This window comes from Fibrobacter sp. UBA3629, assembly GCF_002374005.1.
GTDB lineage: Bacteria > Fibrobacterota > Fibrobacteria > Fibrobacterales > Fibrobacteraceae > Fibrobacter.
In genome coordinates this window covers 24460-49589 of the sequence record NZ_DFLC01000015.1, presented here as the reverse complement: position 1 = coordinate 49589, position 25130 = coordinate 24460, and the positions used below count along the sequence as shown (strand labels likewise).

General features: G+C 56.3%; 21 protein-coding genes. 13 read left to right on the top strand and 8 right to left on the bottom strand.

Annotation, left to right across the window (positions count from 1 at the left end; translation table 11 throughout):
- Window positions 1-3: 3 nt before the first annotated feature.
- A complete protein-coding gene (locus tag B2310_RS05630; protein WP_290729362.1) occupies window positions 4-1242 on the bottom strand; it encodes an aminotransferase class V-fold PLP-dependent enzyme in 1239 nt (412 codons plus the stop codon).
- A 115-nt stretch (window positions 1243-1357) separates the two neighbouring features.
- Here B2310_RS05630 and B2310_RS05625 point away from each other — a divergent pair, with 115 nt between their 5' ends.
- Both B2310_RS05625 and epmA read left to right on the top strand, forming a co-directional pair.
- Window positions 1358-2734: an FISUMP domain-containing protein gene (locus B2310_RS05625; RefSeq protein WP_290725622.1), complete on the top strand. Its 1377-nt coding sequence runs from the start codon at window positions 1358-1360 to the stop codon at window positions 2732-2734.
- 28 nt (window positions 2735-2762) lie between these two features.
- Window positions 2763-3719: an EF-P lysine aminoacylase EpmA gene (epmA, locus tag B2310_RS05620; RefSeq protein ID WP_290729359.1), complete on the top strand. Its 957-nt coding sequence runs from the start codon at window positions 2763-2765 to the stop codon at window positions 3717-3719.
- A 6-nt stretch (window positions 3720-3725) separates the two neighbouring features.
- Here the strand turns inward: epmA and B2310_RS05615 are convergent, their stop codons facing one another.
- Entirely contained in the window at window positions 3726-4241 is a 516-nt protein-coding gene (locus tag B2310_RS05615) for a TlpA family protein disulfide reductase (protein ID WP_290729356.1), read from the bottom strand.
- A gap of 53 nt (window positions 4242-4294) precedes the next feature.
- Here B2310_RS05615 and B2310_RS05610 point away from each other — a divergent pair, with 53 nt between their 5' ends.
- From B2310_RS05610 to B2310_RS05600, 3 genes are all read left to right on the top strand, one after another.
- Window positions 4295-5362, top strand: coding sequence for a type IV pilus twitching motility protein PilT (locus B2310_RS05610; protein ID WP_290729354.1), 1068 nt, complete (start codon window positions 4295-4297; stop codon window positions 5360-5362).
- Window positions 5363-5365: 3 nt separating this feature from the next.
- On the top strand, window positions 5366-6568 hold the full coding sequence (locus B2310_RS05605; RefSeq protein ID WP_173381011.1) for a type II secretion system F family protein: 1203 nt from the start codon (window positions 5366-5368) through the stop codon (window positions 6566-6568).
- A gap of 185 nt (window positions 6569-6753) precedes the next feature.
- Window positions 6754-6984: a hypothetical protein gene (locus B2310_RS05600; protein ID WP_290725630.1), complete on the top strand. Its 231-nt coding sequence runs from the start codon at window positions 6754-6756 to the stop codon at window positions 6982-6984.
- Window position 6985: 1 nt separating this feature from the next.
- Here the strand turns inward: B2310_RS05600 and pflA are convergent, their stop codons facing one another.
- From pflA to B2310_RS05585, 3 genes are read right to left on the bottom strand one after another with little or no spacing between them, the layout of a single operon-like run.
- Complete coding sequence (gene pflA / locus B2310_RS05595) at window positions 6986-7747, bottom strand: pyruvate formate-lyase-activating protein (protein WP_290729352.1); 762 nt, start codon at window positions 7745-7747, stop codon at window positions 6986-6988.
- Window positions 7748-7783: 36 nt separating this feature from the next.
- Window positions 7784-8857, bottom strand: a complete 1074-nt coding sequence (locus B2310_RS05590; RefSeq protein ID WP_290729349.1) for a glycoside hydrolase family 5 protein — start codon at window positions 8855-8857, stop codon at window positions 7784-7786.
- A gap of 26 nt (window positions 8858-8883) precedes the next feature.
- A complete protein-coding gene (locus tag B2310_RS05585) occupies window positions 8884-9171 on the bottom strand; it encodes a hypothetical protein (protein ID WP_290729346.1) in 288 nt (95 codons plus the stop codon).
- 82 nt (window positions 9172-9253) lie between these two features.
- Here B2310_RS05585 and B2310_RS05580 point away from each other — a divergent pair, with 82 nt between their 5' ends.
- The gene (locus B2310_RS05580; RefSeq protein WP_290729343.1) at window positions 9254-10072 is read left to right on the top strand and encodes a menaquinone biosynthetic enzyme MqnA/MqnD family protein; all 819 of its coding nucleotides are present in this window, start codon (window positions 9254-9256) and stop codon (window positions 10070-10072) included.
- 99 nt (window positions 10073-10171) lie between these two features.
- Entirely contained in the window at window positions 10172-11032 is an 861-nt protein-coding gene (locus tag B2310_RS05575; protein ID WP_173381006.1) for a GGDEF domain-containing response regulator, read from the top strand.
- Here B2310_RS05575 and B2310_RS05570 read toward each other — a convergent pair whose 3' ends face one another.
- Genes B2310_RS05570 through B2310_RS05560 form a run of 3 tightly spaced genes read right to left on the bottom strand, consistent with a single transcriptional unit; the run spans window position 11033 to window position 13706 of the window.
- The gene (locus B2310_RS05570; protein WP_290729338.1) at window positions 11033-11671 is read right to left on the bottom strand and encodes a bifunctional 4-hydroxy-2-oxoglutarate aldolase/2-dehydro-3-deoxy-phosphogluconate aldolase; all 639 of its coding nucleotides are present in this window, start codon (window positions 11669-11671) and stop codon (window positions 11033-11035) included.
- A 40-nt stretch (window positions 11672-11711) separates the two neighbouring features.
- Window positions 11712-12917, bottom strand: coding sequence for an ABC transporter permease (locus B2310_RS05565; RefSeq protein ID WP_173381004.1), 1206 nt, complete (start codon window positions 12915-12917; stop codon window positions 11712-11714).
- A 30-nt stretch (window positions 12918-12947) separates the two neighbouring features.
- The gene (locus tag B2310_RS05560; protein WP_290729335.1) at window positions 12948-13706 is read right to left on the bottom strand and encodes an ABC transporter ATP-binding protein; all 759 of its coding nucleotides are present in this window, start codon (window positions 13704-13706) and stop codon (window positions 12948-12950) included.
- A 208-nt stretch (window positions 13707-13914) separates the two neighbouring features.
- Here B2310_RS05560 and B2310_RS05555 point away from each other — a divergent pair, with 208 nt between their 5' ends.
- The 6 genes from B2310_RS05555 (at window position 13915) to B2310_RS05530 (ending at window position 25128) form a co-directional block, all read left to right on the top strand.
- The gene (locus B2310_RS05555; RefSeq protein WP_290725647.1) at window positions 13915-16035 is read left to right on the top strand and encodes a polysaccharide biosynthesis tyrosine autokinase; all 2121 of its coding nucleotides are present in this window, start codon (window positions 13915-13917) and stop codon (window positions 16033-16035) included.
- A 19-nt stretch (window positions 16036-16054) separates the two neighbouring features.
- Window positions 16055-18514, top strand: coding sequence for an OmpA family protein (locus B2310_RS05550; RefSeq protein ID WP_290729332.1), 2460 nt, complete (start codon window positions 16055-16057; stop codon window positions 18512-18514).
- Between the two features lie 132 nt (window positions 18515-18646).
- Window positions 18647-19063, top strand: a complete 417-nt coding sequence (locus tag B2310_RS05545) for a GtrA family protein (RefSeq protein WP_290729329.1) — start codon at window positions 18647-18649, stop codon at window positions 19061-19063.
- A gap of 124 nt (window positions 19064-19187) precedes the next feature.
- Window positions 19188-20675 carry an acetyl-CoA hydrolase/transferase C-terminal domain-containing protein gene (locus B2310_RS05540; protein WP_290729326.1) on the top strand — a complete coding sequence of 496 codons (1488 nt, stop codon included), beginning with the start codon at window positions 19188-19190 and terminating at the stop codon, window positions 20673-20675.
- Between the two features lie 133 nt (window positions 20676-20808).
- Window positions 20809-22806 carry a histidine phosphatase family protein gene (locus B2310_RS05535; RefSeq protein WP_290729323.1) on the top strand — a complete coding sequence of 666 codons (1998 nt, stop codon included), beginning with the start codon at window positions 20809-20811 and terminating at the stop codon, window positions 22804-22806.
- A 75-nt stretch (window positions 22807-22881) separates the two neighbouring features.
- Window positions 22882-25128 carry a histidine phosphatase family protein gene (locus B2310_RS05530; protein WP_290729320.1) on the top strand — a complete coding sequence of 749 codons (2247 nt, stop codon included), beginning with the start codon at window positions 22882-22884 and terminating at the stop codon, window positions 25126-25128.
- Window positions 25129-25130 lie beyond the last annotated feature (2 nt).

Here is a 25130-nt window from a genome sequence, read left to right as displayed (position 1 = left end):
CGGTTAGCCGAAGAGTCGGAGAACGCGCTTGATGCCTGCGACAAAGCGGTCGATGTCGCGCTTCAGGGTGTACGCTCCGAAACTGAGTCGAAGCGTGGCGTCAACGCCGAAGCGGTCCATGACGGGTTGGGCGCAGTGGTGCCCGCTACGCACCGCAACGTTTTCTTCGTCGAGAATCATGGCGGCGTCGCTTACAGCGATGCCGTCGAGGGTTACGCTGATGAGGGCCCCGCGTTCCTTCGGGTTCCCGAAAATCTTTACCTGCGGAATCTGCGCAAGCTGTTCCAGCGCGTAGTTCGTAATTTCTTCTTCGTGCTTGCGGATGTTCTCGATGCCGACTTCATTAATCCATTCGATGGCCTTGCCGAGGCCAATGACTTCGGCGATCATGGGCGTGCCAGCCTCGAAGCGGGCGGGAACGTCGGCGAACGTCGTCTTTTCGAAGGTCACGTTCTTGATCATTTCGCCACCGCCGTGCCAGGGGGGCATGCTGTCGAGAACATCGTACTTGCCGTAAAGTACGCCCACACCTGTCGGACCATACATCTTGTGTCCGCTGAAGGCGAGAAAGTCGCAGTCCAGCTTCTGCACGTCAATCTTGATGTGGCTGGAACTCTGGGCGGCGTCAATTAAAACTTTCGCTTGGGGTGCGGCGGCGCGAACGGTCGCGATAATTTCTGCAATCGGGTTCACGGTGCCCACGGAATTGCTCACGTGGGCGACGGCCACCATCTTGGTTCGCGCATTCAACAAACCGGGAAGTGCTGCCAAATCCAGATCGCCGTTGTCCAAAACGGGAATCACCTTGATCTTGGCGCCCTTCATTTCGGCAACGAGCTGCCAGCTCACGATGTTGGCGTGATGCTCGAGTCCGCTAATCAGAATCTCGTCGCCCGCCTCGAAGAACTTGCGGCCGTAACTCCACGCCACCAGATTGATGCTTTCGGTGGTGCCGCGGGTGAACACGATTTCGTCTTCGGTCTTCGCGTTAATAAATTTTGCCACGTTCTTACGGGTGGCTTCGAATGCTTCGGTGGTGCGGGCGCTCAGGCGGTACACGCCGCGCTTCACGGAACTGTAATGTTCGCGGTAAAAGTCGTCCATCGCGTCAATGACGCACGCGGGCTTTTGCGTGGTGGCCGTGCTGTCCAAGAAGGCGAGGGGCTTTGCATCCTTATCGCCTGCGACAAGCATCGGGAATTCGCTACGGATTTTTTCGGCATTAAAATTTGCATCAATCATGCGCCCAAATGTAGAAAAGTTCGGCTCTTCGGCGCTTTTTTTAGGGGTGGACTCGGTTGCGAAAGGTTGATTTGCTATATTGGAACGAAACGAAAGAGAGGACAGTATGAAAAATATGCGTAAGATATTGGCCCTTGCTGTGGCATCCGTTTTTGCGACGGGTGCGTTTGCCCAGGATGAATTGCATGCCGCCATCGATGCCGGTGATTTGGCGACCGCCCAGAAAATGGTGAAAAAAGGCCAAGTCGAGGACGTGTACTGTGGAAAGCTCACTCCGAACGAGGCTGTCCAGGTCTACGAAAAAATTTTCAAGAAGAATCCCGATGAGTCTTTTGCCAACTGCCCGACTCAGTTTGCCTATGGTTACGGGACGCACACTTGCTCCAATCCGAATGCGATGGAAGCCTGTAACGAGGTCATCTCGCTCTTGCTCCTGGATGGCGAAAATGGAAACGCCAGGGCGATTGACCTGCTTGAAGCGGCTGTAAAAGCGGCTGTCAAGGTCAAGGCTTTTGCGAAGCCTATCAAGATGCTTGTCGATACGTCCCTCTGGGTCCCGTGCCCGAAGAAGGGCCGCGCCCGCAACGAATGCATGGAAGAATGTTTTGAACAGGCTCACAATACGCTCGATGCCGCACGCGAGGCCCTGTGCGAAACCAAGCCGGAACGCTTTGTTTCCGACACGACTATCAACGCTCCGCGTCCGTCTCCCTTGTTCGAAAAGCTCCGCAAGGGATTGCCGGAAGCCTTCTGGAAATCTCCGAAATCTGTAGCGGGCCGCTTTGCGACGATTATGCAGAATAGCGCAAAGGCGCTCTCGATTCCGGATACGGCTGTTATCGGTCTTGGTTACGTGAGCCGCTGGGTTGAAAGCCACAAGGCTGCAGGGACTCCGCTTCCTGGCAGCGAACTTTTCCGTTTCTGTGCGGTTTGGCCGTCCGAAGTGGAAACAATCCTTGCGACGAAGGGACATGGTTCCCGCTGCCCGGTGTTCGAAGAATTTGTAGACCCTCGCGACAATCAGAAATATAGGGTCAAGGATATTGGTGGAACCAAGTGGTTTGTCCAGAACCTGAATTTCGCCATGGAAGGCAGCTCCGTTTGCTATGAACGCGAGGAAGACAACTGCAAGGCCTATGGCAAGCTCTATACGCAGGGAGCCGCCAAGGTCGCTTGTCCCGAAGGTACCCATCTCTCGACGGAAGAAGACTGGAAGTCCCTCGAAGCGTTCGCTGGCGGCACGGACGTGGCTGCCGAGAAGCTCCGCAGCAACGGCAGCGACGATTATGCGTTTACCGCACTGTTCGGCGGCTATGCCAACAAGAACATGAACTTCGTTATCCAGGGCGAAGGGGCCTACTTCTGGACCGAGAAGCAGCTTGCGGACGGCCGCGGCCTTGCGAAGTCGATGTTCAGCTCCGATAAGAACGTGACGTCGATGCCTGCCGACAAGGACTTCTGGCTTTCCGTGCGTTGCGTGATGAATAAATGATGATTGATGGATGATGAAGGAGCTCGCCATGTCCTTCGCTCCTACTTGCAATCGTGATTCCTGGATAAGGCGCCAAGCCTTGATGGGCAAGGTGCGCGCCTTCTTTGAAAGCCGCGGCGTGCTTGAAGTCGAGACTCCCGTGCTCTCGAATGCGGGCGGTACCGACCCCCAGCTCGATTATTTCGAGGTGAACGGTCGGCCGGCGTGCTTCCTCATGACGAGTCCCGAATTCCACATGAAGCGCCTGCTGGCGTCCGGTTTCGGGGACATATTTCAGATAACCAAGTCCTTCCGCAAGGATGAATTCGGAAGCCACCACAACAACGAGTTCAGCATGGTGGAGTGGTATCGCGTCGGCATGCCGCAGGAGAAACTGATGGACGAGGTGGAAGCGCTCGTGTCCGAAATAGTCGGAAGCCCTGTCAAGGCCCATCGCACTCGCTGGATAGACGCGTTCAAGAATTATGCGGGAGTGGACCCGTTCTGCGAGGATTTGGACAACTTTGTTCGAGCGTGCGAATCCGGCGGCGTGCCCGTTCCCGAAGGCCCGGAACGGATGGCCCGCGAAGACTGGTGGGATTACCTGATGGTTTTCTTGGTGGAACCTGCCCTTGCGAAAAACGGCCCCGAATTCATCCTCGACTACCCGCAGTCGCAGGCCGCGCTTGCGCAGACGTTTGTCGGGGAAGATGGCCACACCTGGGCGCGCCGTTTCGAACTCTTCATGGATAACGTGGAACTCTGCAACGGCTATACGGAACTTACCGATGCTGCCGAACAGCGTCGGCGCTTTGAGTCGGATCTCGACATCCGCCGCCAGATGGGGAAACCGCTTCCGCCTGTCGATGAAAATTTCTTATCCGCCCTGGAATCCGGGATGCCGGCCTGCTCGGGCGTGGCGCTCGGGCTTGACCGCTTGTTTATGCTTGCCCTCGGCAAAAAAGAAATCAAGGATGTGATCCTGTTCCCGAGCCCGATTGCCTGATGCGTCTTATTTGACAAGCGCCTTTATCGCGCGCCTCATGCGGTGTTCTTCGATGATTCCCGCTTCGATGTAGTCGATGCCGCCTTTTTCATCCAGAAGGTAGCTTACCGGGATGACCCGCGGGTTGCCGAGCATGTTCATGAGGTCGTAGTTCCAGTGCACCATGACCCATGGCATGTCGTACTTCTTCTTGAACCGTGAGGCGATTTTTATGTTGTCGTCTTCGTTTACCATGAGGATGCGGAAGCCGTCGTCGAAAAATTCGTCGTGCAGTTTTTTCAGCGTCGGCAGCTCGGCGATGCATGCGGGGCACCAGCTAGCGCTGAGCACGATGAGTGTCGCCTTGCCCTTTTCTGCCTGGAACGTGGTTTTCCCGCCGTCGATGCTGATTGCGTCGAAGTTCTCGATTGAATCGGGCATCTGCTGGAAAGGCTTCGCGTTTTCCCTGTAGGCAAGGAAAATGGCGCACAAAATGGCGATCAAGGCCAGAATTCCGGCAGTTTTATAGGATTTAATCTGCATATCCATAAAGAATTTATTTTTTTTTCGCGCCGTTTTAAGTTATATTCTTTGATATGTCGTATAATATTCAAGATCTTCTTTCTGAAATGGTTAAACGCGGGGCTTCTGACTTGCACATAACCGCAGGTTCCCCTCCGCTCGTCCGTCTTTCCGGCAAGCTTACCCCCATCGGCGAGGACAAGCTGAAACCGGACGAGACCATGCGCATGACGTATAGCCTGATGAACGAACTCCAGAAGAAGTCGTTCGAACAGAACAAGGAATGCGACTTCTCCTTCGGTATCGCGAACCTGGCGCGTTTCCGTGCGAACGCTTACCTGCAGCGTGGTTGCGTGGCGCTTGCCCTCCGTATCATTCCGCTTGAAATCAAGACTTTCAAGGAACTTGGCCTCCCGAAGATCATGGCCGAGTTCACGACCCGACCCTCCGGCCTCGTGCTGGTGACGGGTGCTACCGGTTCTGGTAAGTCGACGACGCTCGCTGCCATGATCGACAAGATCAACAAGGAACGTCACGACCATATCCTGACCGTAGAAGACCCGATCGAGTTCTTGCACAAGCACCAGGGATGCATGATCAACCAGCGCGAAGTCGGTAGCGATACGAACAGCTTCGCGATTGCCCTGAAGATGGCCTTGCGCCAGGACCCGGACGTGGTGCTCATCGGCGAAATGCGCGATAACGAGACCATGCGTTGCGCCTTGACGATTGCGGAAACCGGTCACTTGGCCTTCGCGACATTGCATACCAACTCCTGCGTGCAGACGATCAACCGTATCATCGACGCCTTCCCGAAGGGCGAACAGCAGACCGTGCGTACGCAGCTCTCGTTCGTGCTCCAGGGCGTGATATGCCAGACGCTTATCCCGAAAATTGGCGGCGGCCGCGTGATGGCCTACGAAGTCATGAACGTGACTCCGGGTATCCGTGCGCTTATTCGCGACGACAAGGTCCATCAGATTGAATCCATGATCGAAATTGGCCAGAAGTTCGGCATGAACACGATGAACATGTGCCTTTGCGAACTGGTGAAAAACCGCAAGGTCGACCGTTTCGAGGCGCTCGCCCGTTCTCCGAGCCCGGACCAGCTGGAACAGTTGTTCGTGAAGGAAGGAGTCTAACTTATGGCAGAATTCCTGTACAAGGCGCAAAACGCACAGGGCAACAACTTTGAGGGAACTCTCGAAGCGAAGGACAAGGCCGAGGCCGAAGCGCTCCTCATGCGCCGCCGTCTCACGATTGTGAAGCTGAAGAAAAAGCCGATGGAAATCAAGATTAACATCGGCAACGGCATCAAGCACGAGGACTTGACCCGCTTTACGCGTATGTTCTCTTCCATGTGCTCTGCCGGTCTTCCGATGCTGCAGTGCTTGAACATTCTGGAAGAGCAGTGCGAGAACCCCGCATTGAAGGATGTGATTCACAAGGTGACCCAGTCCATCAACGGCGGTTCGTCCTTGGCCGATGCCTTGGCTCAGCACCCGAAGGTGTTCGACTCCCTCTACTGCAACATGGTGGCGGCTGGCGAAGCGGGCGGTATCCTTGAAGGGATTCTTGCGCGTCTGGCCGAGACGATGGAAAACAGTATGCGACTGAAGCGCAAGGTGAAGAAGGCGCTTACTTACCCGGTGATGGTTATCATCGTGGGTATCGTCGTGGTGATCGCGCTTATGACTTTCGTGGTGCCGACGTTTGCCGAACAGTTCGCTGCCTTGGATGCCGAACTCCCTGCCCCGACGCAGGTCGTGATGAACATTTCCGACTTCTTGCTCAACAATGGTGGCTTCCTCTTCCTCGGGCTCATCGCACTGATTATCGGCTGGAAACTCGTGATGAAGATTCCTGCTGCGCAGTTCGCATTTGACAAGTTCCTTTTGAAGGTCCCGAAGATAGGTGACTTGCAGATAAAGTCGTCTACGGCGAGTTTCTCCAGAACGCTCGGTACGCTTTTGAATGCGGGTGTGAGCGTGATGGATGCCTTGAAGGTGGTTGCGTCCACGGCTGGCAACAAGGTCGTCGAAAAGGCAATCGGAAGGATTTCGATAGGTATCGCCGGCGGTAAGAGCATCGCGGACCCGATGGCCGAAGTGGGCATTTTCCCTCCCATGGTGATCCAGATGACTGGCGTGGGCGAGAAGACCGGTAACCTGGGCGGCATGCTTTTGAAGCTAGCTGACTTCTATGACGAAGAAGTGGACGCCGCAGTGGATGCCGTCGTGAGCATGATCGAACCCTTGATTATCGTGTTCCTCGGTGGCGCGGTCGGCGGATTGCTCATTGCTATGTATATGCCGATGTTTAGCATGGGCGACGCGATTAAAGGCTAAGAAGCCGTCGCAATAGTTCGTCACAACTCCGCTCACGTACATTTTAGTACGCTACGCGGAGTTGTTCCTGCTCTTGCTAGGCTTTAGACGAAATCTCGGCTATGGATAATGGTTTTGTCTCGCTCGGTTTTGTGCGATATTTTGTTTGTTGTATTAAGACGAAATATTAGTTTTAGATCGCCACGATGACACAGAAATCAAAAGACTTTATAAAAAATTTTATCAAGTGCTTTGTGTTCGCACTTTTCATGAGTGTGATGTTTGTGATTATGGATCAAGAGGGTGTGGGGTATGGATTGAGAGGCGGTGCAACGATGCCGCTTCCGGAAAGCGAACTTCCTCGGGTTTTCGTAATTTATTTTATTTTCAATTTTATTGTTGCCATTCCTTTGACGAAATGGCTTCACTGGCGCTAAATTACTGCTTTTTCCAGCGGGTGTACTTTTCGGTTTCGAGGAGGGCGTTGGCGTTGGCGACTCGCTCTGCCGTGGGCGACTGCGTGTCCTTGAGTGCATAGTCGATGCCGAGTTCGGCGTATTTGCCCAGTGCGAGGGCGTGGTAGGGTAGCACGTCGATGCGTTCCACGTTATGGAGCGTGCCAATGAATTCGCGGGTGCGGGTCAATGCGCCGTCGTCGTCGCTTATTCCGGGTACAAGCACGTGCCTAATCCAGATGGGCTTGTGGATTTCGTCCAGGTAGCGGAAAAAGTCGATGATGTTTTCGTTTCCGTGTCCGGTGAGTTCTTTATGGACAACGTTGTCTATGTGCTTGATGTCCACGAGAAGCAGGTCGGTCACCTGCATCAGGCGCTCGATTTTTGCGAACGCTTCGCCGGAACGCCTGAACGTGACTCCGCTCGTGTCGATGCATGTGTGGACTCCGGATGCTTTCGCAAGCTCGAAGAACTCCACCATGAAATCAAGTTGTGCGAGTGGTTCGCCGCCGCTGACGGTAATGCCGCCGTCCTTGCCCCAGTATGTCCTGTAGCGGAGAGCTTTTTCGAGTAGCTCCCGGGCGGTCATTTCGATGGCGCCGTTTACTTTGCCGAAGCCCCACGTTTCGGGATTGTGGCAGAACTTGCAGCGCATCGGGCAACCCTGCAGGAACACGACAAAGCGGATGCCCGGCCCGTCGACCGAGCCGAACGATTCCAGCTTGTTGATGAATCCTGTTGCCATGCGGGTTGCCTTCGTCTGCAGTTCGATCGGTCGGAACTAGCCCTTCGCGAGCATGTCCATCAGTTCGCGGTCGAGCCTTTCGGGGTTGTTGTACTGCGCGAGGCTCTCGTGCAGCGATTCGCCCTTCGATACAAGCCCGAAGTCGAGGTTCTTGTAGTTCCAGTAGCTGAACCCCACGTCGGCTGCTCGCAGGATGTCGAGGAAGTCGCGCATCCATGCGATCTGGTACTGGCGCGGCACCTGCACGTATACGCCGAACTCGTTGCAGCTTACCGGCAGGTCGTATTTCGCGCGGAAGTCGAGCGCGTTCTGGATGCTTGCCTGGAGTCTCGCCTTGTCCCACTTGCCGTACTCCACGTTTAGGCGCGTTTCTGCATCTCCCGTCGGGGCGGCATAGTCGCCGGGCCACGGGCGTTCGATGTGGAAGAACGGGTCGCTGATCCATGCGGCGCCCTGGTGCGTGAATGTCACGGGCGTGTAGGTATGGAAACTGTAGATGGCGTTGTCGTCGTCGAGCGGCGTAAGGAACTCGAATTCCTTCGCGCTGTTCCATTTGTTGCTGCCCACGACGATCGTGTTTTTCGGGGCGTGCTTGCGGATAGCCCAGAAGAGTTCGTCCTTTACCTTGTCCCAAACCTTCGAGTCGCTGCCGGCAGGTTCGTTCAGAAGTTCCATCATCACGCGGGGTTCGCCGCTGTAGCGTTCGCCCATGAACGCCCAGATGTTGCAGGCGCGCTTGCGTGCGGCGGGGTCGGCGAAGAACGCCTGTTCCGTCGAGCAGCCCAGGTGGAAATCGTGACCCGGGCACTTGTGCAGGTCGAGAATGACGTCGAGGTCCGATTCCTGGATTTCCTTGAGCGCCTTGTCCAGAAGCCCGAAGACCTCCTCGTCGGGCGTGTCGTTCTCGCCTTTGAACAAGTTAAAGTAGTCCACGGGCAGTCGCACGTGGTTGAACCCCGCCTCGCGGATGCGCTTGAAATCGCTCTTGTCGAGGAAGGTTCTGATGTGCTGGACGACCCCGGGGAAACCGACGGGGTCTTTTTCCTGGATGCAGTCGACCTGACTGAACCAGCCACCCAAATTCACTCCGCGCAGTCTTTCCTTTTTCATGGTTTTGTCGTCCTATGAGTTGAGGGTTAGTTGATGATGTTCAAATCTTCGCTCGCGATGTTCAGCCCGAGGATGACTTCCATGTCTTCGGGAAGGTCGTAGAAATCGGCGACGAGGCCGACCTTCTTGTCTTCGTCCTTCTGGTTCTCGAACTGGACTACGTCGTAAATCTTCACCGGAATCTTGATATCCGGGGTAATCGGGATTTCAATGGTCATGCCTTTGCTGATGGGCCCCTCGAGAATCTTGCCTTTGAACACGATGCTTTTCTCGTCTGCACCCACAGATGTTTTCTTCACGCGAAATACAGCCATTATACCTTAGCCATCTCTTATTGTCGGTTGATTTGTATTTGCGGCCTTGCAGGAGGCCCCGCATAAAAGTTAATTTTTTTATATGCCCCTTCAGGTTGGACGAATCCCTTTTTTGGTATGTGCACCGTTTTTCCATGAATTTCTCGGACGCGAAGATGAATGTGCCGGAGTGAAGTTCGTGGACGGCCCGCCGAGTGCCCATAGCGCGGGACTCAAGGAAGGGACGATCCATCTTTCTCCCGCATCGTCGATTACGTTTGCGCAGAAACCCGGGGCGTTCGTGCTTTCGCCGTCGCTTTGCACGTCGTGCTCCTTCGAGGTCCGCTCGGTCAAGCTCTTTTCGCATTTCCCGATAGAGGATCTCGGTGGCCGTAACGTCCGTCTTACGTCGCAGAGCAGGACCTCTGTCGCGCTCCTGCGGATTCTTCTCGAAATGCGCTACGGGGTTTCGCCGTTCTACTGCGAAGGCCTTTCGGCAGAGGCCTCGGACGATGCCTGCCTTTTGATTGGCGACCTCGCGCTCGAAGAGAACGCCCGCGGCCGTTTCCCCTACAGCTACGACCTCGGGACGCTCTGGCAGGAATGGCAGGGACTCCCGTTCGTGTTTGGCGCATGGGTCATCTCGAAGGCTGCGCTCGCGCCGCAGTTGAGACCGCTGCTCGAAAACTACCTGCGGCAGACGGAAGCGGGAATCGAGAGCTTCCGGGCCGATGTCTCGGGCGCGCTCGATCGCTGGCTTGCCAGGTACCCGGTCGACCTCCCGCGCGGGGTCCTGGAAGATTATTACAGGGTGCTCGACTACCGTTTTACCGACGAGCGCAAGGAATCGCTTTCCCTGTTTTTTGAACTCGCCGCCCGAAAGGGGATTGTCGAAAGCGCCCCGAAACTCGAATTCCTCTAGTTTTTGGGCGCGAAAGCGCCTCTTCTTGGCCAATCGGAGTTGTCGCAGTGGCGTTTGTCGGCTCAAGAATATAGATTAGGGGAAAAGGAGTCCAGGATTATGCTCGAAGAAAAGATTCTCATAGTGGATGACAGTGCGGAGACGCTCCAGCAGATGCAGGAGCTTTTGACGCAGGTGGGTTATAACGTGGCGACGTGCAACTCCGGCGAGGAGGCCCTGGATTACCTCGACAAGGAGAGGGTGGACCTTGTGCTGCTCGATATCAACATGCCGAGTCTCAACGGCTACGAGGTGTGCCTGCGCATTCGCCAGCGCTATGCGCTCGACGACCTCCCCATCATCTTCCTCACGAGCCGGGAAGACAGCGATAGCATTACCAAGGGGTTCCATGCGGGTGCATCGGACTTTGTTTCCAAGACGTCGATTACCGATATCCTGCTTGCGCGCGTGAACGTGCATATCCGGCTTTCGCGTTCCCTGCGCTACCTGCGCGATATTTCCCTGACCGACGACTTGACGGGCGCCTACAACCGCCGCCACGGGATGTATTCCCTGCGCGAATGGTTCGCACGCAGCAAGCGCTATGGGACTCACTTCTCGCTGATCTATTTCGACCTGAACGGCTTGAAGCAGATTAACGACGACTATGGCCACCAGGCGGGCGACCTCTTGCTCCGTGCCGTGGTGAGCGCATGCAAGAAGCTCCTGCGCGAATCGGACATGCTGTTCCGCATGGGCGGAGATGAATTCATGGTGCTTTGCCCCGATACCGACAAGCGCGGGGCCTTCATCTGCGCCGAACGTATGCAGGAGGCCGTGAAGGCGGTGACGATTGTGGACAAGAGCGCATCCTTTGCCTACGGTGTTGCACATTCCAGCGACGACTACCGCGAAATGGACGAAATGCTCCACAGCGCGGATTTCGCGATGTATGAATGCAAGAAGAAAATGCGAAAGTGACTAGTCGCGGTTGCTGACGGCATCAAGCAGTTTTTTTAGCTTGTCTGCTATCGTAGCCCAGTCGCCTTGTTGCATCAGCTGCACATTGAAGATGCTGGCCCCGAACGATACGAGGTTGCTTCCCGCCTTGAAGTAATTTTGGACGTTATCCGCGTTTACTCCGCCGCATGCCATGAGCGGGATGTCGCGGAAGGGGCCGCGCAGGGCCTTGATGTATTCGGGCCCGCCGACGCAGTTTACGGGAAAAATCTTGACGGCGGAAGCACCGAGGTCGAATGCCTTTTGCACTTCGGTCGGCGTGAGCGCACCTGGAATGATGGGGACGCCCGCCGTGCACGAGAGACGGATGATTTCGTTTCGGGTGTTGGGCGTGACGATGAATTCTGCTCCTGCGGCAAGCGCCTTTTCGAGGTCGCTCCCGTGCCGGACAGTGCCCGCTCCGACGGTGATGCCGTAGGGCTTTGCGCATGCCTTCAGCTTTGCGATGATGTCCGTGGCGCCTTCCGTGTTCATTGTCACTTCGATGGCCTTGAGCCCACAGTTTGCGGCTGTCTTTGCACATGCCTCTTCGGCACCCTTGGGAATGTCGCGGAGAATGCCCACGACCGGCATCGGTTTTAAGAATTCAAGCAGGTCCATGCCCTAAATATACAAGAAAAAACGGAAAAAGGACAGGGGCCTATTCGAATCTCAAGGCTTCGATGGGGTCGAGCCTGCTCGCCTTCCTTGCAGGGTACCAGCCGAAGAATACCCCGGTGACAAAGCATACGCCGAAGCTCACGATGACGCTCGTGATGGAGACGCTCATGGGCATGTTGAAAAAGTTCTTCACGACTTCGGAGGCGGCGATGCCGAGCGCGATTCCGATGATGCCCCCCAGGAGGCTGATGATGACGGATTCGAACAGGAACTGGAACATGATGTCGCGGCCGCGCGCGCCGATTGCCATGCGTAGCCCGATTTCCTTGGTGCGTTCGGTCACGGAAACATACATGATGTTCATGATCCCGATGCCGCCTACGAACAAGCTGATTCCCGCGATGATGGTGAGCACGAGCGAAATCAGGTCGGAGGTGCTCGTGATGGTCTGTATCATTTCCTCCTGCGTGAAGATCCGGAACGGGTCCGTGGGCCTGGTCCAGCCGCGACGCTCTTTCAATATGCCCATGATTTCTTCGGTCGCCTTGTCGGCGTAGCCTTCGCCGATGGAGTTCGCGTAGATTTGCCGGATATTTGTTGTCGCCGAAAACCTTCGCATCACGGTCTGGTACGGAGTGAATATCACGTCGTCATTATCTTGTCCAAAATCGCCGGAGCCCTTTGATTTCAGGGTGCCGATGACCTTTAGCGGGATGCTCTTGTAGCGGATTGTCTTTCCGATGGGGTCCTCGTCGGGGAAGAGGTTCTTTACGACGGACTGCCCGATGACGCATACCTTTGCCATGCGGTCGGCCTCGTCGTCGAACATGACCCCGTCCTCGATTTCGTAGTTGCGTATCTTGAGGTAGTCTGCCGATACGCCGCTCAGGGTGGTGGGTGAGTTGTTGTTGCCTACAATCGCCTGCCCGCCGACCGTGACCATCGGGGACACCCCGTCGATGTAGGTCGCCTGCTCGCGGATGGCGATTAGGTCGGCTTCCTCGAGCATTTCGGAAGATTCCATCTGCACGCCGCCGCGCCTGTCACGGTTCGGCATGATGATGACGGCGTTCGAACCCATCGCTGTCATCTGTTCCTTGATGGAAATGCGCGAACCTTCGCCCATCGCGACCATGGTGATGACGGCCGCGACACCGATGACGATGCCGAGCACCGAGAGGAAGGTGCGCATGCGGTTGCGCAACAGTGCGCGGAGAGCGATTTTTGCCAAGGTAAGTGGAGCCATCGTCAATTATCCATCATCAATCATCCATCATCAATTATCAATCGTCTCCGGTGGCGGCAGGGCCTCGAAGGCGGCTTTCGCGTCCTGCACGTTCTCGTTGATTACGTCCTTCTTGATGAGTCCGTCACGGAGCGTGATGGTGCGCCCGCTGAAGGTCGCGATGTCGGGCTCGTGCGTTACGAAGGCGATGGTTTTCCCCTGGCGGTTGAGTTCCTGGAAAATCATCATGATTTCGTAGCTCGTGCGCGTGTCGAGGTTCCCGGTGGCCTCGTCGGCGAGGATGATGACCGGGTCGTTCACGAGTGCGCGCGCGATGGCGACACGCTGCTGTTGGCCGCCCGAAAGCTGGTTCGGCACATGGTTCATGCGTTCGGCAAGCCCGACCCTTTCCAGGGCCTCGATGGCGCGGCGCCTTCTTTCGGATGCGCTCACTCCCGAATTGTACAGGAGCGGCAGTTCCACGTTCTCGATGGCGGTCGTGCGGTTCAGCAGGTTGTAGCTCTGGAACACGAACCCGATTTTCTTGCTCCTTATGCGTGCGAGCGCGTCGCGTTTTAGCTTTTCGGTATGCTCGCCGTCCAGTATGTAGTGCCCGGAGGTGGGGCGGTCCATGCACCCGAGTATGTTGAGCATCGTCGACTTGCCCGATCCGCTGGTCCCCATGATGGTCACGAACTCGCCTGGATGTATATTAAAGTTTACACCGCGCAGCGCATGTACGGTCTCGTCGCCCATCTTGAAGTCGCGACGGATGTCCTGTATCGAAAGTATGGGGCTTTTTTCACTCATTTTCGTCATTTTAGATGTCTTGGCACATATTTCCGTTGCACGGGGGGTAGAAGATAATATATTTGTGGTTGATGTGTGGCGAAAAACTGGCCCAAAAGCCGGGGTGATTTTCGTCACTATTTCTTTTTTTGCTAGCTTTTGTAATAATAATGTATTTTTCCCTCGTTGAACGTATCTTGACGTTTGATAATGACTTGGAGATTTTTTGATGGATAATAAGGTACCGCAAGGCGCTACTGCGAAACCGGAAGATGACGAGATTGACATTCTCGAAATTCTGGTGTTCTTGAAGAGCAAGTGGAAGTTCTTGACGATTTTCCTTGTTTTGGGGCTTTTTGCAGGTGGCGTTGCTTCCATGTGGATGCGTCCCGCGTACAAGAGCGATATCCTTCTGCAGGTGGATGTTAAGGGCAACAAGTCGTCCAAGGCGCTTGGCGAAATGGGTGCCCTCCTGGATGTATCTACCCCCTCCGAAGCAGAAATGCAACTCATCAAGAGCCGCATGGTGCTCTCTACGGTCGTCGATGAGCAGCGCCTCTGCTATTCGGCCGTACCGCTGGACAAGGTCGACCGCCTTTTGCACAGGGAAGGCCGCATGGACCTCGAGTTCCTGAGCATCCCGCGTGCCGTATCCGAGGCGAAAATCAAGATCAAGGCCCGTGTGCTGCCCGATTCCACCAAGTTCGAACTCCTGGGCGAGGACGATGCCGTATTGCTGAAGGGCGAGGTCGGGGAAACCTACAGGCAACCCTATGCGGGCGATACGCTTGCCATTTGCGTGCGGTCCATGAAGGCCCGTCCGGGCCAGACCTTCCTCCTGGGTGCGACCCATCCTCAGATGGCGGTTGCCGGTCTCCTGGGTGGCCTGAGCGTCTCGGAAGAGGGCAAGAATTCCGGGATTATCCGCGTCTCGATGCAGCACGCCTACCCGGACCGCGTGGCGGATATCCTGAATTCCATCGCGAATACCTACCTCAAGCAGAATATCGAAATGCGTAGCGCCGAGGCGAAGAAAACCCTCGACTTCCTCGAGGAACAGCTCCCCAGCGTTAAGGCAAAGCTCGATTCTTCCGAACAGAAGCTTACCTCGTTCCGCAATGCGAACGGGACTATCGACCTTTCGGGTGAAACGCGCGTACACCTCGAAAAGGACGTGAGCCTCCAGCAGCGCCTGCTCGAACTTGAACAGAAGAAGCAGGAAGCCCTGCGCCTGTTCCAGGCGGAACACCCGACGGTCCGTACCATCGAGCAGCAGCAGGCTAGGCTCTATGGCGAACTTGCGAAGCAGAAGAAGGCGGCGGACAAGCTCCCCAAGACCCAGCAGGAATTCCTCTCCCTGCAAGAGGAAGTGGAAGTCAACAACAAGCTTTACACGAACCTCCTGAACAATATCCAGCAGCTCCGCGTGGTGCAGGCGGGTGAAGTCGGAAACGTGCGTATCGTGGACCAGGCCTACGTGCCCATAAAGCCTGCGAAGCCGAACCGCAAGCTGATTTTTGGCGGTGTCGCCTTGGCGTTCCTCCTCCTTGGCTGTGCCATCGTGCTCGTGCGCCGCATGTCGCATAACGGTGTCGCGAGCAGTACCGAGGTCGAGCAGGCTACGGGAATCGGCGTGTACGGAAAGCTCCCGATGCTCGGCAAGGGCACCGAGAACAACGTGCTCGATCCGGTCGTGCACGAAAAGCCCGACGAACCGTTTGCCGAGGCGGTCCGTGCCCTCAGGACGGCGCTCGAGTTCTCGCTCTTTGCCGACGGCAAGAAGGTCCTTATGGTATCGGGCCTCATAGAGGGCGTGGGCAAGTCGTTCGTCTCGACGAACCTCGCATGCTCCTTTGCTATGTCGGGCAAGAAGGTTTTGCTTGTGGATATGGACCTGCGCCGTGGCCGCATGTTCAAGAAGGGCCACAAGGGCCTCTGCGAAATGCTCCGTGCCGAAAAGTTCGATGACGAGTACATCGAGATGGTTAGCGAGAACTACCACATCATCGGTTCGGGCAAGCGTGTGGTGAACCCGGGCGACCTCTTGAACAAGAACCGCTTCGGTACGTTCCTCGACACGTTCCGTAAGAAGTACGACCTGATTATTCTTGATACCCCGCCTATATTCCAGTGCAGCGATGCGCTCCTGGTCGAAAAGTATGCGGATTACCTTTTGTGCGTGCTGAAGCAGTCGGCGCATAGCATGGATAACATCCAGGAAGCGCTCTCTACCTTCGACCGCAGTACCGAAACACCTTTGCCGAAGGCCTTCGTGTTCAACAAGTGCGAACGTCATTCGGGTTACGGTTATGGTGGCTACTACGGCTACTATGGCTACAAGAAGTATTAACACACAATAAGGAGAATAGATGAAAAAAGCAATCGCTCTTTCACTACTAGCCGGTAGTCTCGCCTTCGCCCAAAGCGGGTTGATGGGTGGGTCTGACGGTATCCACCAGCATAATGCCAGAACCCTCGGCCAGTGGAATTTTGTCATTGGCACGGGTGGAGACATTACTCTGGATAACTGGTCCCTTACTCGCGGTGGTCAGTACACCTCCAAGGGAAAGACCTATACCTTAAATCGCTGGGACTGGACTCTCGCCGGTAACTTCAATGCGGCAATCGGTCTTCTCGACTTCTTGGATGTCGGTGTGAGCCTCCCGCTCTACTACGACCACGCCAACGACGACGAAGGCCCGTCCGGTTACTATGACATGTGGACCACGAGCCGTGGCGACCTTGACCTCTGGTTCAAGGCTGGCGTCCCGTTCAGTGACGAGAGCATCTTCGGCCTTGCCGCCATGTTCGACTTCTACATCCCGACTGGCGAAAACTCCGTGGGTACGCGTCCGCGTCACGCCTGGTACCTGAACGATGAAGGCTACACCCATCCGTTCTCTGCCGACGCATTTGCGATGGCCGCGACTCTCGAATTCACCTTGGACCTCACCAAGAAGAATATCCCCATCCGTTGGAACACCCATGCGGGCTTCGTGCTTGCTACCGGTGACGGACAGGCCAATACGCTTGTCTACGGTACGGGTATCAACTGGCTCCCGCTCTCCTGGTTGGACGCCTTCGTCGAATACTCTGGCGAATACCGCGTGCAGAAGACGGGTTACCCGCGTGACATGATGGCCGACCCGATGATCGTTACTCCGGGTCTCCGCTTCCACCTGCCCTGGAACATCGACTTCGCCATGGGTCTCGATATGTCCGTCCGCGCCCTTACCAACATCGGCTACGATTGGAAGGAAGAGATGGAAGATGTTGAGAAGTTCACGGTCCGCTACATCGATGAACGCGGCAACAAGGTCACCTACGGCTACGTTCCGACTCCGCGCTTTGCCGGTACTGCTGCCCTTACCTGGCGCTTTGGCGGCAAGGACAAGGATGAAGACAGCGACGGCATCAACGACAAGAACGACAAGTGCCCGCATACACCTTCTGGCGCTGTTGTTGATTCTACTGGTTGCCCGCTCGATGGCGACAAGGACGGCGTTCTCGATGGCTTCGACAAGTGCCCCGGCACTCCGGAAGGCGCAACGATCGACTCTGTCGGCTGCCCGATCGATACGGACAAGGATGGCGTTTACGACGGTCTTGACAAGTGCCCCGAAACCAAGGAAGGCGCTAACGTCGGCATCAACGGCTGCGAAGGCGACTTCGACGGCGACGGCGTGGAAGATTCCTTCGACCGCTGCCCGAACACCAAGCAGGGCGTGCCTGTCGATTCTACGGGTTGCCCGAAGGATAGCGACAAGGACGGCGTGACCGACGACATGGACAAGTGTGCCGATACTCCGGCTGGCTTCACTGTCGATTCTACCGGTTGCCCGGTCGACAACGACAAGGACGGCATCCCGGATGCTCTCGACAAGTGCCTCAACACTCCGGCTGGTCTCCCGGTTGACTCCGTGGGCTGCCCGGCTGACGCTGACAAGGATGGCGTGCCCGATGCCCTCGACAAGTGCCCGAACACCAAGCAGGGTGCCCAGGTGAACTCCGAAGGCTGCGAAGGCGACTTCGACAACGACGGTATCCCCGATGCTATGGACAAGTGCCCGAACACCAAGCAGGGCGTGCCTGTCGATACCGTTGGCTGCCCGGCCGACGCTGACAAGGATGGCGTGCCTGACTACCTCGACAAGTGTGCCGAAACTCCGGAAAACTACACGGTCGACAACACCGGCTGCCCGCTTGACTACGACAAGGACGGCATCCCGGATGCTCTCGACAAGTGCCCGAACACCAAGCCCGGCGTGCCTGTTGACTCCACGGGCTGCAGCAGCGACACCGACAAGGATGGCGTGGCCGATGGCATTGACCAGTGCGAAAACACTCCGTCTGGCGCCCAGGTCGACTCCGTGGGTTGCCCGCTCGATTCCGACAAGGACGGTGTGGCCGACTTCCAGGACAAGTGCCCGAACACCCTCGAAGGCGTGAAGATCGACGCTAAGGGCTGCCCGGTCAACAAGAAGGAAGACCTCGAACTCCTCAAGAAGGGTATCCAGTTCAAGACCGGTTCCTCCAAGCTGACCAAGGCGAGCTACAAGATCCTCGACGATATCGTCAAGCTCTTGAAGAAGGTCGAATCCGCGAAGCTCGAAGTCCAGGGCCACACGGACAACACCGGTTCTGAACAGACCAACAAGAAGATTTCTCAGGATCGCGCCGACATGGTTGCGAACTACTTTATCAAGAAGGGTATCGCTGCCGAACGCGTCCGCGCTGTGGGTTACGGTTCCGAGAAGCCGATTGCTGACAACAACAGCAAGAAGAATCGCGCCAAGAACCGCCGCGTGGAACTTGTTCCGTTCGAGTAATCGACAGCTGACATAAGTTCAAAAAGGTGCCCGCAACCGCGGACGCCTTTTTTTCGTTAATGCGCACCGAAGGTGTGCGCATGCACCTAATTGAAAATTAGGTGCGTGTCTTAAAAATGTTAAATTTTAATTGTGCTCCATTTCATCAAGTACAATGCCATTGGCATCGTAAACACGCTCATCACGCTTGCCGTGGTGTGGGTGCTGCACCAGTGGCTGGACTGGGGCAAGGAAATCTCGAATTTTTTGGGGTTTGTCGCGGGCGGCATCAACAGCTACCTCATGAACCGCATTTGGAATTTCAGAAGCAACAACCGCAAGCGAACGGAAGTCGTGCGGTTCCTCGTTGTCTTTTTGCTGAGTTACGCGCTTAATCTCGGGGCGCTCGAAGGAACTTCGTACCTGCTCGAGAATGCTGAGTGGTGCAGGCCGTTTACCGCATGGATTTCGCAGTTCATGAAGCCTACGTATTTCGCGAACGTAGTCGCGAACGTGGTCTACGTGTTAGCTAGCTTTATGCTGTACAAGAAGTGGGTTTTCCGGAAGTGACGCGTGGTTCGACAGGCTCACCAACCTTGTAAGGCCCCTGCCTGCACTGAGCATGGCCGAAGTGAGCTTGCCGAAGGGCGCGAAGGATTCAGACTTGATTTTAGAATGAAAAATGGTTGATAATATGAATTGGATTGAAGGCAAGAAGTGTTCCGCGGAAGATGCCGCGGCGATGATTCAGGATGGCGATATCCTCGGGGTTTCGGGCTTTACGCTCGCGGGTTACCCGAAGGCGGTACCCCTCGCGCTTGCGGCCCGCGCCGAAAAATTGCATGCCGCCGGCGAGAGCTTTCAGGTGACGCTCTATGCGGGCGCCTCGACCGGCGACAGCTGCGACGGGGCGCTCTCCCGCGCAGGTGCGCTCAAGCTGCGCATGCCCTACCAGAGCAACCCGAGCCTTCGCAAGGGTATCAACGACGGGAGCATCCGCTATATCGACGCGCACCTCGGCAAGATGGGCTACCTTGTGCGCACGGGCGCAGTTCCTGCGCCCACTGTCGCCGTGATAGAGGTGAGCGCTATACTGCCCGACGGCCGCGTGTGCCTTTCTACCTCGGGGGGGAATTCGGTCTGCTACCTCGACATGGCGCCGAAGATTATCCTGGAGTTAAACACGCGCCTGGGCGAGAGCTGCGTCGGCATGCACGACGACGCCCTCCCGGAACTGCCCCCGCATGCGAAACCCCTGCCGGTCTATTCCGCAGGCGACCGCGTGGGTAGTGAATTTGTCAAGATTGATGTAAATAAAGTAATCGCAGTCGTCGAGAACGATGCCTACGACGAGGTGACCCCGTTTGTAGAACCCGACGATGTTTCCCGCAATATCGGCGAACGCATTCTCGATTTTATCCGGTTCGAGGAATCGCACGGCAGGCTCCCGAAGGGAATGGCCTACCAGAGTGGAGTCGGGAAGGTCGCGAATGCGGTCTTGTGCGCGATGGCGAACGACGAGCGTCTCGGGCGCATCGACCTGTTTACCGAGGTCATCCAGGAGGCTGTGCTCCCGCTACTCAAGAAGGGCAAGCTCGGTGTCGCCTCCGGTACGGCGCTCACGCTTTCGCAGGCCGCGCAGCAGGAGTTCGTGCAGAACGCTGCCGACTGGAAAAAGCACTTTGTGCTTCGCCAGCAAGAGGTAAGCAATAGTCCCGACATCATCCGCCGCGTGGGCGTCATCTCGATGAACACCGCCCTCGAGGCCGATATCTTCGGGAACGTGAACAGCAGTCTCGTGTGCGGCTCGGCGATGATGAACGGCATCGGCGGCTCGGCGGACTTTGCACGCAACTGCGCCCTCGGATTTTTCCTCACGCCGTCTGTCGCGAAGGGCGGTGCCATCTCTAGCATCGTGCCGTACGTGAGCCACGTGGACCACACGGAACACGACACGCAGATTTTCGTGACGGAGCAGGGCCTTGCCGACCTCCGCGGGCTCGCCTCGGAAGACCGCGCGCGGCTCATTATCAAGAACTGCGCCCACCCCGATTTCCGTGAACCGCTGACCGATTTCCTGGAATACGGCCTGAAGCATGCGAAGGGCAAGCACCTGCCGCTTGCGCTCGACCGCGCCTTCGAGATGCACAACCGCTTCCTCGAAACCGGGAAAATGCTCTAGGAAACGCTCCGTTTCCGCATCATTCGCACTTGGAATGCCCGATTTGCGGGAAAAATCTTCCGCATGTAAGAAAATTATTATATCTTTAAGATGGGTGTGTGACTCCGCGTTTATACGTTCATGGGGCGTCTTGATGGGTACACGAAAGGAAAAGAGTTTTGCGTTTTTGTGGGCGCTCGTATGTGCGCTCTCTTTTGGGGTTGTCGCGTGTGGCGACGAGGCGTCGCCTACTGGAGCCGAAACTCCGGACTCCTCTTCTGCCGCGCCGGAGGGAGGGGATTTTTCTACAGCATTTTCTTCTTCGTCGTACTATTATTGGGGATTTTCCTCGGGTGCTGTAATCGGCACGCAGCCGGGTGATTCCCTAAAGCCGGGCGATACCCTTGAGCTGGCCGATTCCATTTCCCATGATACGGATTGGGTCAGGAATCCGGATTCTATCTATCATCTCAGCCGTCTTGCTGTTGACGGGCGCTTGTCCGCCCTGTTCGCCTTGTCTCCGAACTCCTCGATGAAGATTGAATATCTGCAGACGCTGACCGACTTCTCCGTGAACGGGGTTGATTCGGGAAGCGCTTCCGTTGTCGAGGCTACTTTCCCGGTCTCTTACCAAAGACCCTATGTCAGGGTGACGGTCGATGGCGTCGCTCTCGATTTCCAGGGAGCGCAGGTCGCAGGGCTTTCGCTTTCGGCGTTGGGTGACTTGTCTTCGAGCGATACGGTGAATGTGGACTTTATTTCGACGGCCGAACTTTCGCGTGCCGAAACCCTTGTCGCTGCGGGGCAGACGCTGGCCACGGCGATGGAGCAGGCGTCAACAGAGGTCTTGCGCGCGTTCCGCATGGACGATTTTACCGACTTGCCGGAAGAGGAAGTGGCAGCACGTTTCCTCGCCATCCACCTGCTTGTTTCTTCGCGCGTGGCGGTGGGCGATGGGTTTTCGTTTGCGGATATCGTGGACGACATCGCGGATGACGGACTCTGGAATGATTCGGCTGCACGTGCGGCAGCTGCCGACTGGGCTTTGCGTGCGGATGCGGAAGATGCCTTTGCCGGTGTCCGCAAGTGGCTCTCTGCCCAGGCGCCGTCTGTTCCCGATTTCGAAAAGTACCTGCGCCTGTTCTACCAGAAGGAACTCGGGCTTCCCGAGTGCAATAGCGAAAATGCGGGAACGATGCTCCACGTGGGGAATGTCGCGAGCCGCTACTTTGTCGCGGACGAATCGGACTTCTCGAAAGTTCCGGACCGGTTTGTCTGCGAGATTGCGGGCGGCGTAGGGCTTGCTTCCGATTCCTTGAAGGACGTGTCTGCCTTCGGTTCGGGCTCGGATGGCGAAGTGCGCCCGGGAGCGTTTAGCGGCAACATCTTCTATACCTACGATGCTTCGACAAAGGCATGGCGCCATTCGACAGAACTCGAAAAGGATTCTTACTTTGTCCAGATGTCGGCGACGAGTACTTTTGTCGACATCCAGGATGTCTATGACGGGCTCAAGGACAACGAGCGCGTTATCTTCGTGATTCGGCACGGCAAGCGTGGCGACGACACGAGCATCTCCGGGACGCTTACTTCTGACGGCAAGGAGCAGGCGCGCGATTTGGGCAAGCGGCTCACGAAGCATAGGCAAGATTTCCTGTTGGGGGCTTCCGAGTTCCTGCGCGCCCACCAGACTGTGGAATACATAGCGAAGGGACGCGGCCAGCAGTCCGACATTCGCGATACCTTCCCGGAACTCAACGACAACTGGTACGAGAAAAACCACGAGGCGAGCGAGAAGGCGAAATCCGAATGTGGCGGTGGCTGGGAGCTGACCTCCAAGTATGCCTACACGGGAGCCTATACGACGGGCGAGAATGCCGCGTTCTACAAGCTGGACGAACGCTCCGTGGAACTGATTGTGGATGTGCTCCTCGCGAAGTACAACGACCCGTCGCAGCGGTTCGTGATGCTCAGCTCGCATGACAAGGTGATGGTTCCCCTGGTCGCCTACTGCACGAATTTCAAGGTGAACCTCCGCAAGTACGACGGCGGAAAGTGGCTCAATTATCTCGCGGGAGTAGCCATTATTGTCGACGAGCTCGGAAATAGGCGCTATGTGCCCGTCAAGGGCCTGGATTCTGCCTTCATGTAGTTGAAATCCGGTTGTAAATTACTATTGTTCATTATTATGAAGACGATATGGCCTATTGTACTGATCGCCTTTTTTTTGGCATCTTGTGGATCCGACAACCCGGCATCCGAAGGTTCTTCTGTGGACGATCCTTCCAGCGGGTCCGCTGCGCTTTCTAGCGGTGGCCATTCGCATGGCGGCCACCATGGCAGTTCCAGCTCGAGTTCCGTGAAGGCTGAACCCATCTCCGCGGTGGGCGATTCCCTGATTGAAGATACGACTGCGGTCCTGAGCAAGAACGACCTGCCCGCCTGCACGCCCGATAAGGAAGGGGAGTCCTTCTATGTCGAGAGCGAACATGTCCTTTATTTCTGCCTTGAGAAGGAATGGTTCCCCTCCGAGACGGTCGAGTCGCTTTTCAAGATTGGTTGCCACAATGGCGTGTTGACCTTGGAGGCTCCGGGTGCGGAAGAGGAAGAAGAGGAATCTTCCGGCCAGGGCCAGTCGAACCCGTGGGGATTCTTCAATGGCGGCGGTAGTGGAACCTCTGCGCTCGATACGATGCCGGTGCGTTTGCCGGGAGCGCATATCGTTGGCTTTGCGGAGAAGGGCCCGTTCCGCTACGGGGCGTCGGTCAAGATCATCGAACTCGACAGCACGCAGAGGCTTGCCGATTCCAAGAAGATTCACAAGACCTGCATTACCGAGGCGGGCGGCAACTTCAGTTTCGACAGCGTCGACCTGGTGTCGCCGTACCTGCGCGTGGAGGCGAACGGCTACTTCCATAACGAACTGACCGGCGGGCTTTCGTCGCAGATGGTGACGCTCAAGGCGGTGGTCGACGTGACGGACCGCGATACGGTGAACGTGAACATGCTTACCCACATGGAAGCCCCGCGCGTATTGAAGCTTGTAGAGAATAGCGGCAACAACCAGCCGATCCGTGCGGTGAAGGCCCAGGCCCTGAAGGAAATCCTCTCTTCGTTCGAGATTAACCTGGGCGAATCTTCGGGCGGCGGAAACAACGGGTTCCCGTGGGGCTACGGGCAGCAGCAACAGTCTACGGTTACGACCGACGGACGTTTTGCCGAAGACATCAGCCTGTTCGATGGCGATGAATACAGCGCGGCGCTCCTTGCAGTTTCCATCATGATGCAAAGGAACGGCTCTGGCAACGACATGCTCCAGTACACTTCGGGCATTGCCGAACGCATCAAGGGCAACGGCAACTGGGACGACAACAATGCGAAGGCGGACCTCGCCGACTGGCTCATGGTGCTCGATACGAGCGGCTCGTATGCGACTATCCGGAATAATATCGCTAGCTGGAAGCGTGGCGATGTCCCCGACTTCGAGAAACACCTGCGCAATTTCTGGACCGGCATCTACCAGTTCGGCGCCTGCAACTCTATGACGGCAGGGACCGTGAAACACGTGAACAACAGCCTGAGCAAGTACTTCATTTCGTATTACGAACAGCCCGAAGGCCCGCGCACGCGCTTTATTTGCGATGCCGAGACGCACCGGTGGCGTGCGGCGACCGATATCGAGAAGGATACGGTGGGTTTTGGCAAGGGCGATTACGACGGACAGATCAAGGCCGGAAAGATCAATGCGGATAAATTCTACGTGTACGAGCAAAGTAAGGGCAAGTGGCGTGCGGCTACGTCCGACGACATCATGGAATTCGAGGATATCGGGGATGTGTACGCCTCGCTTGCTCCGGGAGAAAAGGTCATCTTTATCTTGCGCCATGCGGAACGTACTGACGATACGGGCAAGAAGGGCCACCTGACGGATAACGGCAAGAAACAGGCGAAGACCGTGGGCGAGAAGCTCAAGGGTGATGCCATCGTGTTCGCGAATTCTACCTACACGCGCAGCTACGAGACTTGTGAGAATGTGGCGTCTGGCGCGGGAGTGTCGCCGTTTGTTTCCGATACCATCAAGGATCTGGATGGCGAATGGTACGTGAAGGACGAATCCAAGTATGACAGCTACAAGAATTCCGATGGCGGCGGCTGGGTCGTGGCGTCGGCATATGCCTACAAGGGCGCCTATGCCGATGCGTTCTACGACTTCGACAAGCGTAGCGAGGAATTCCTCACGGGAGTCGTGAAGCCGAGGTTTGCAAGCGTGAACCGCGTGGGAGTCTGGATTTCGCATGACATGTTTGTCGCCCCGATTACCGCCTACTGCACGGACAAGAAGGTGAACTTGCGCTATTTCGATACCAAGAGCTGGATTAACTACCTTGCGGGTGTCGCCATCATCATGGGCACCGACGGCAAGATGCGCTATGTTCCGGTCAAGGGGCTTTCTTCCGGGACAATGACGATGTAAAC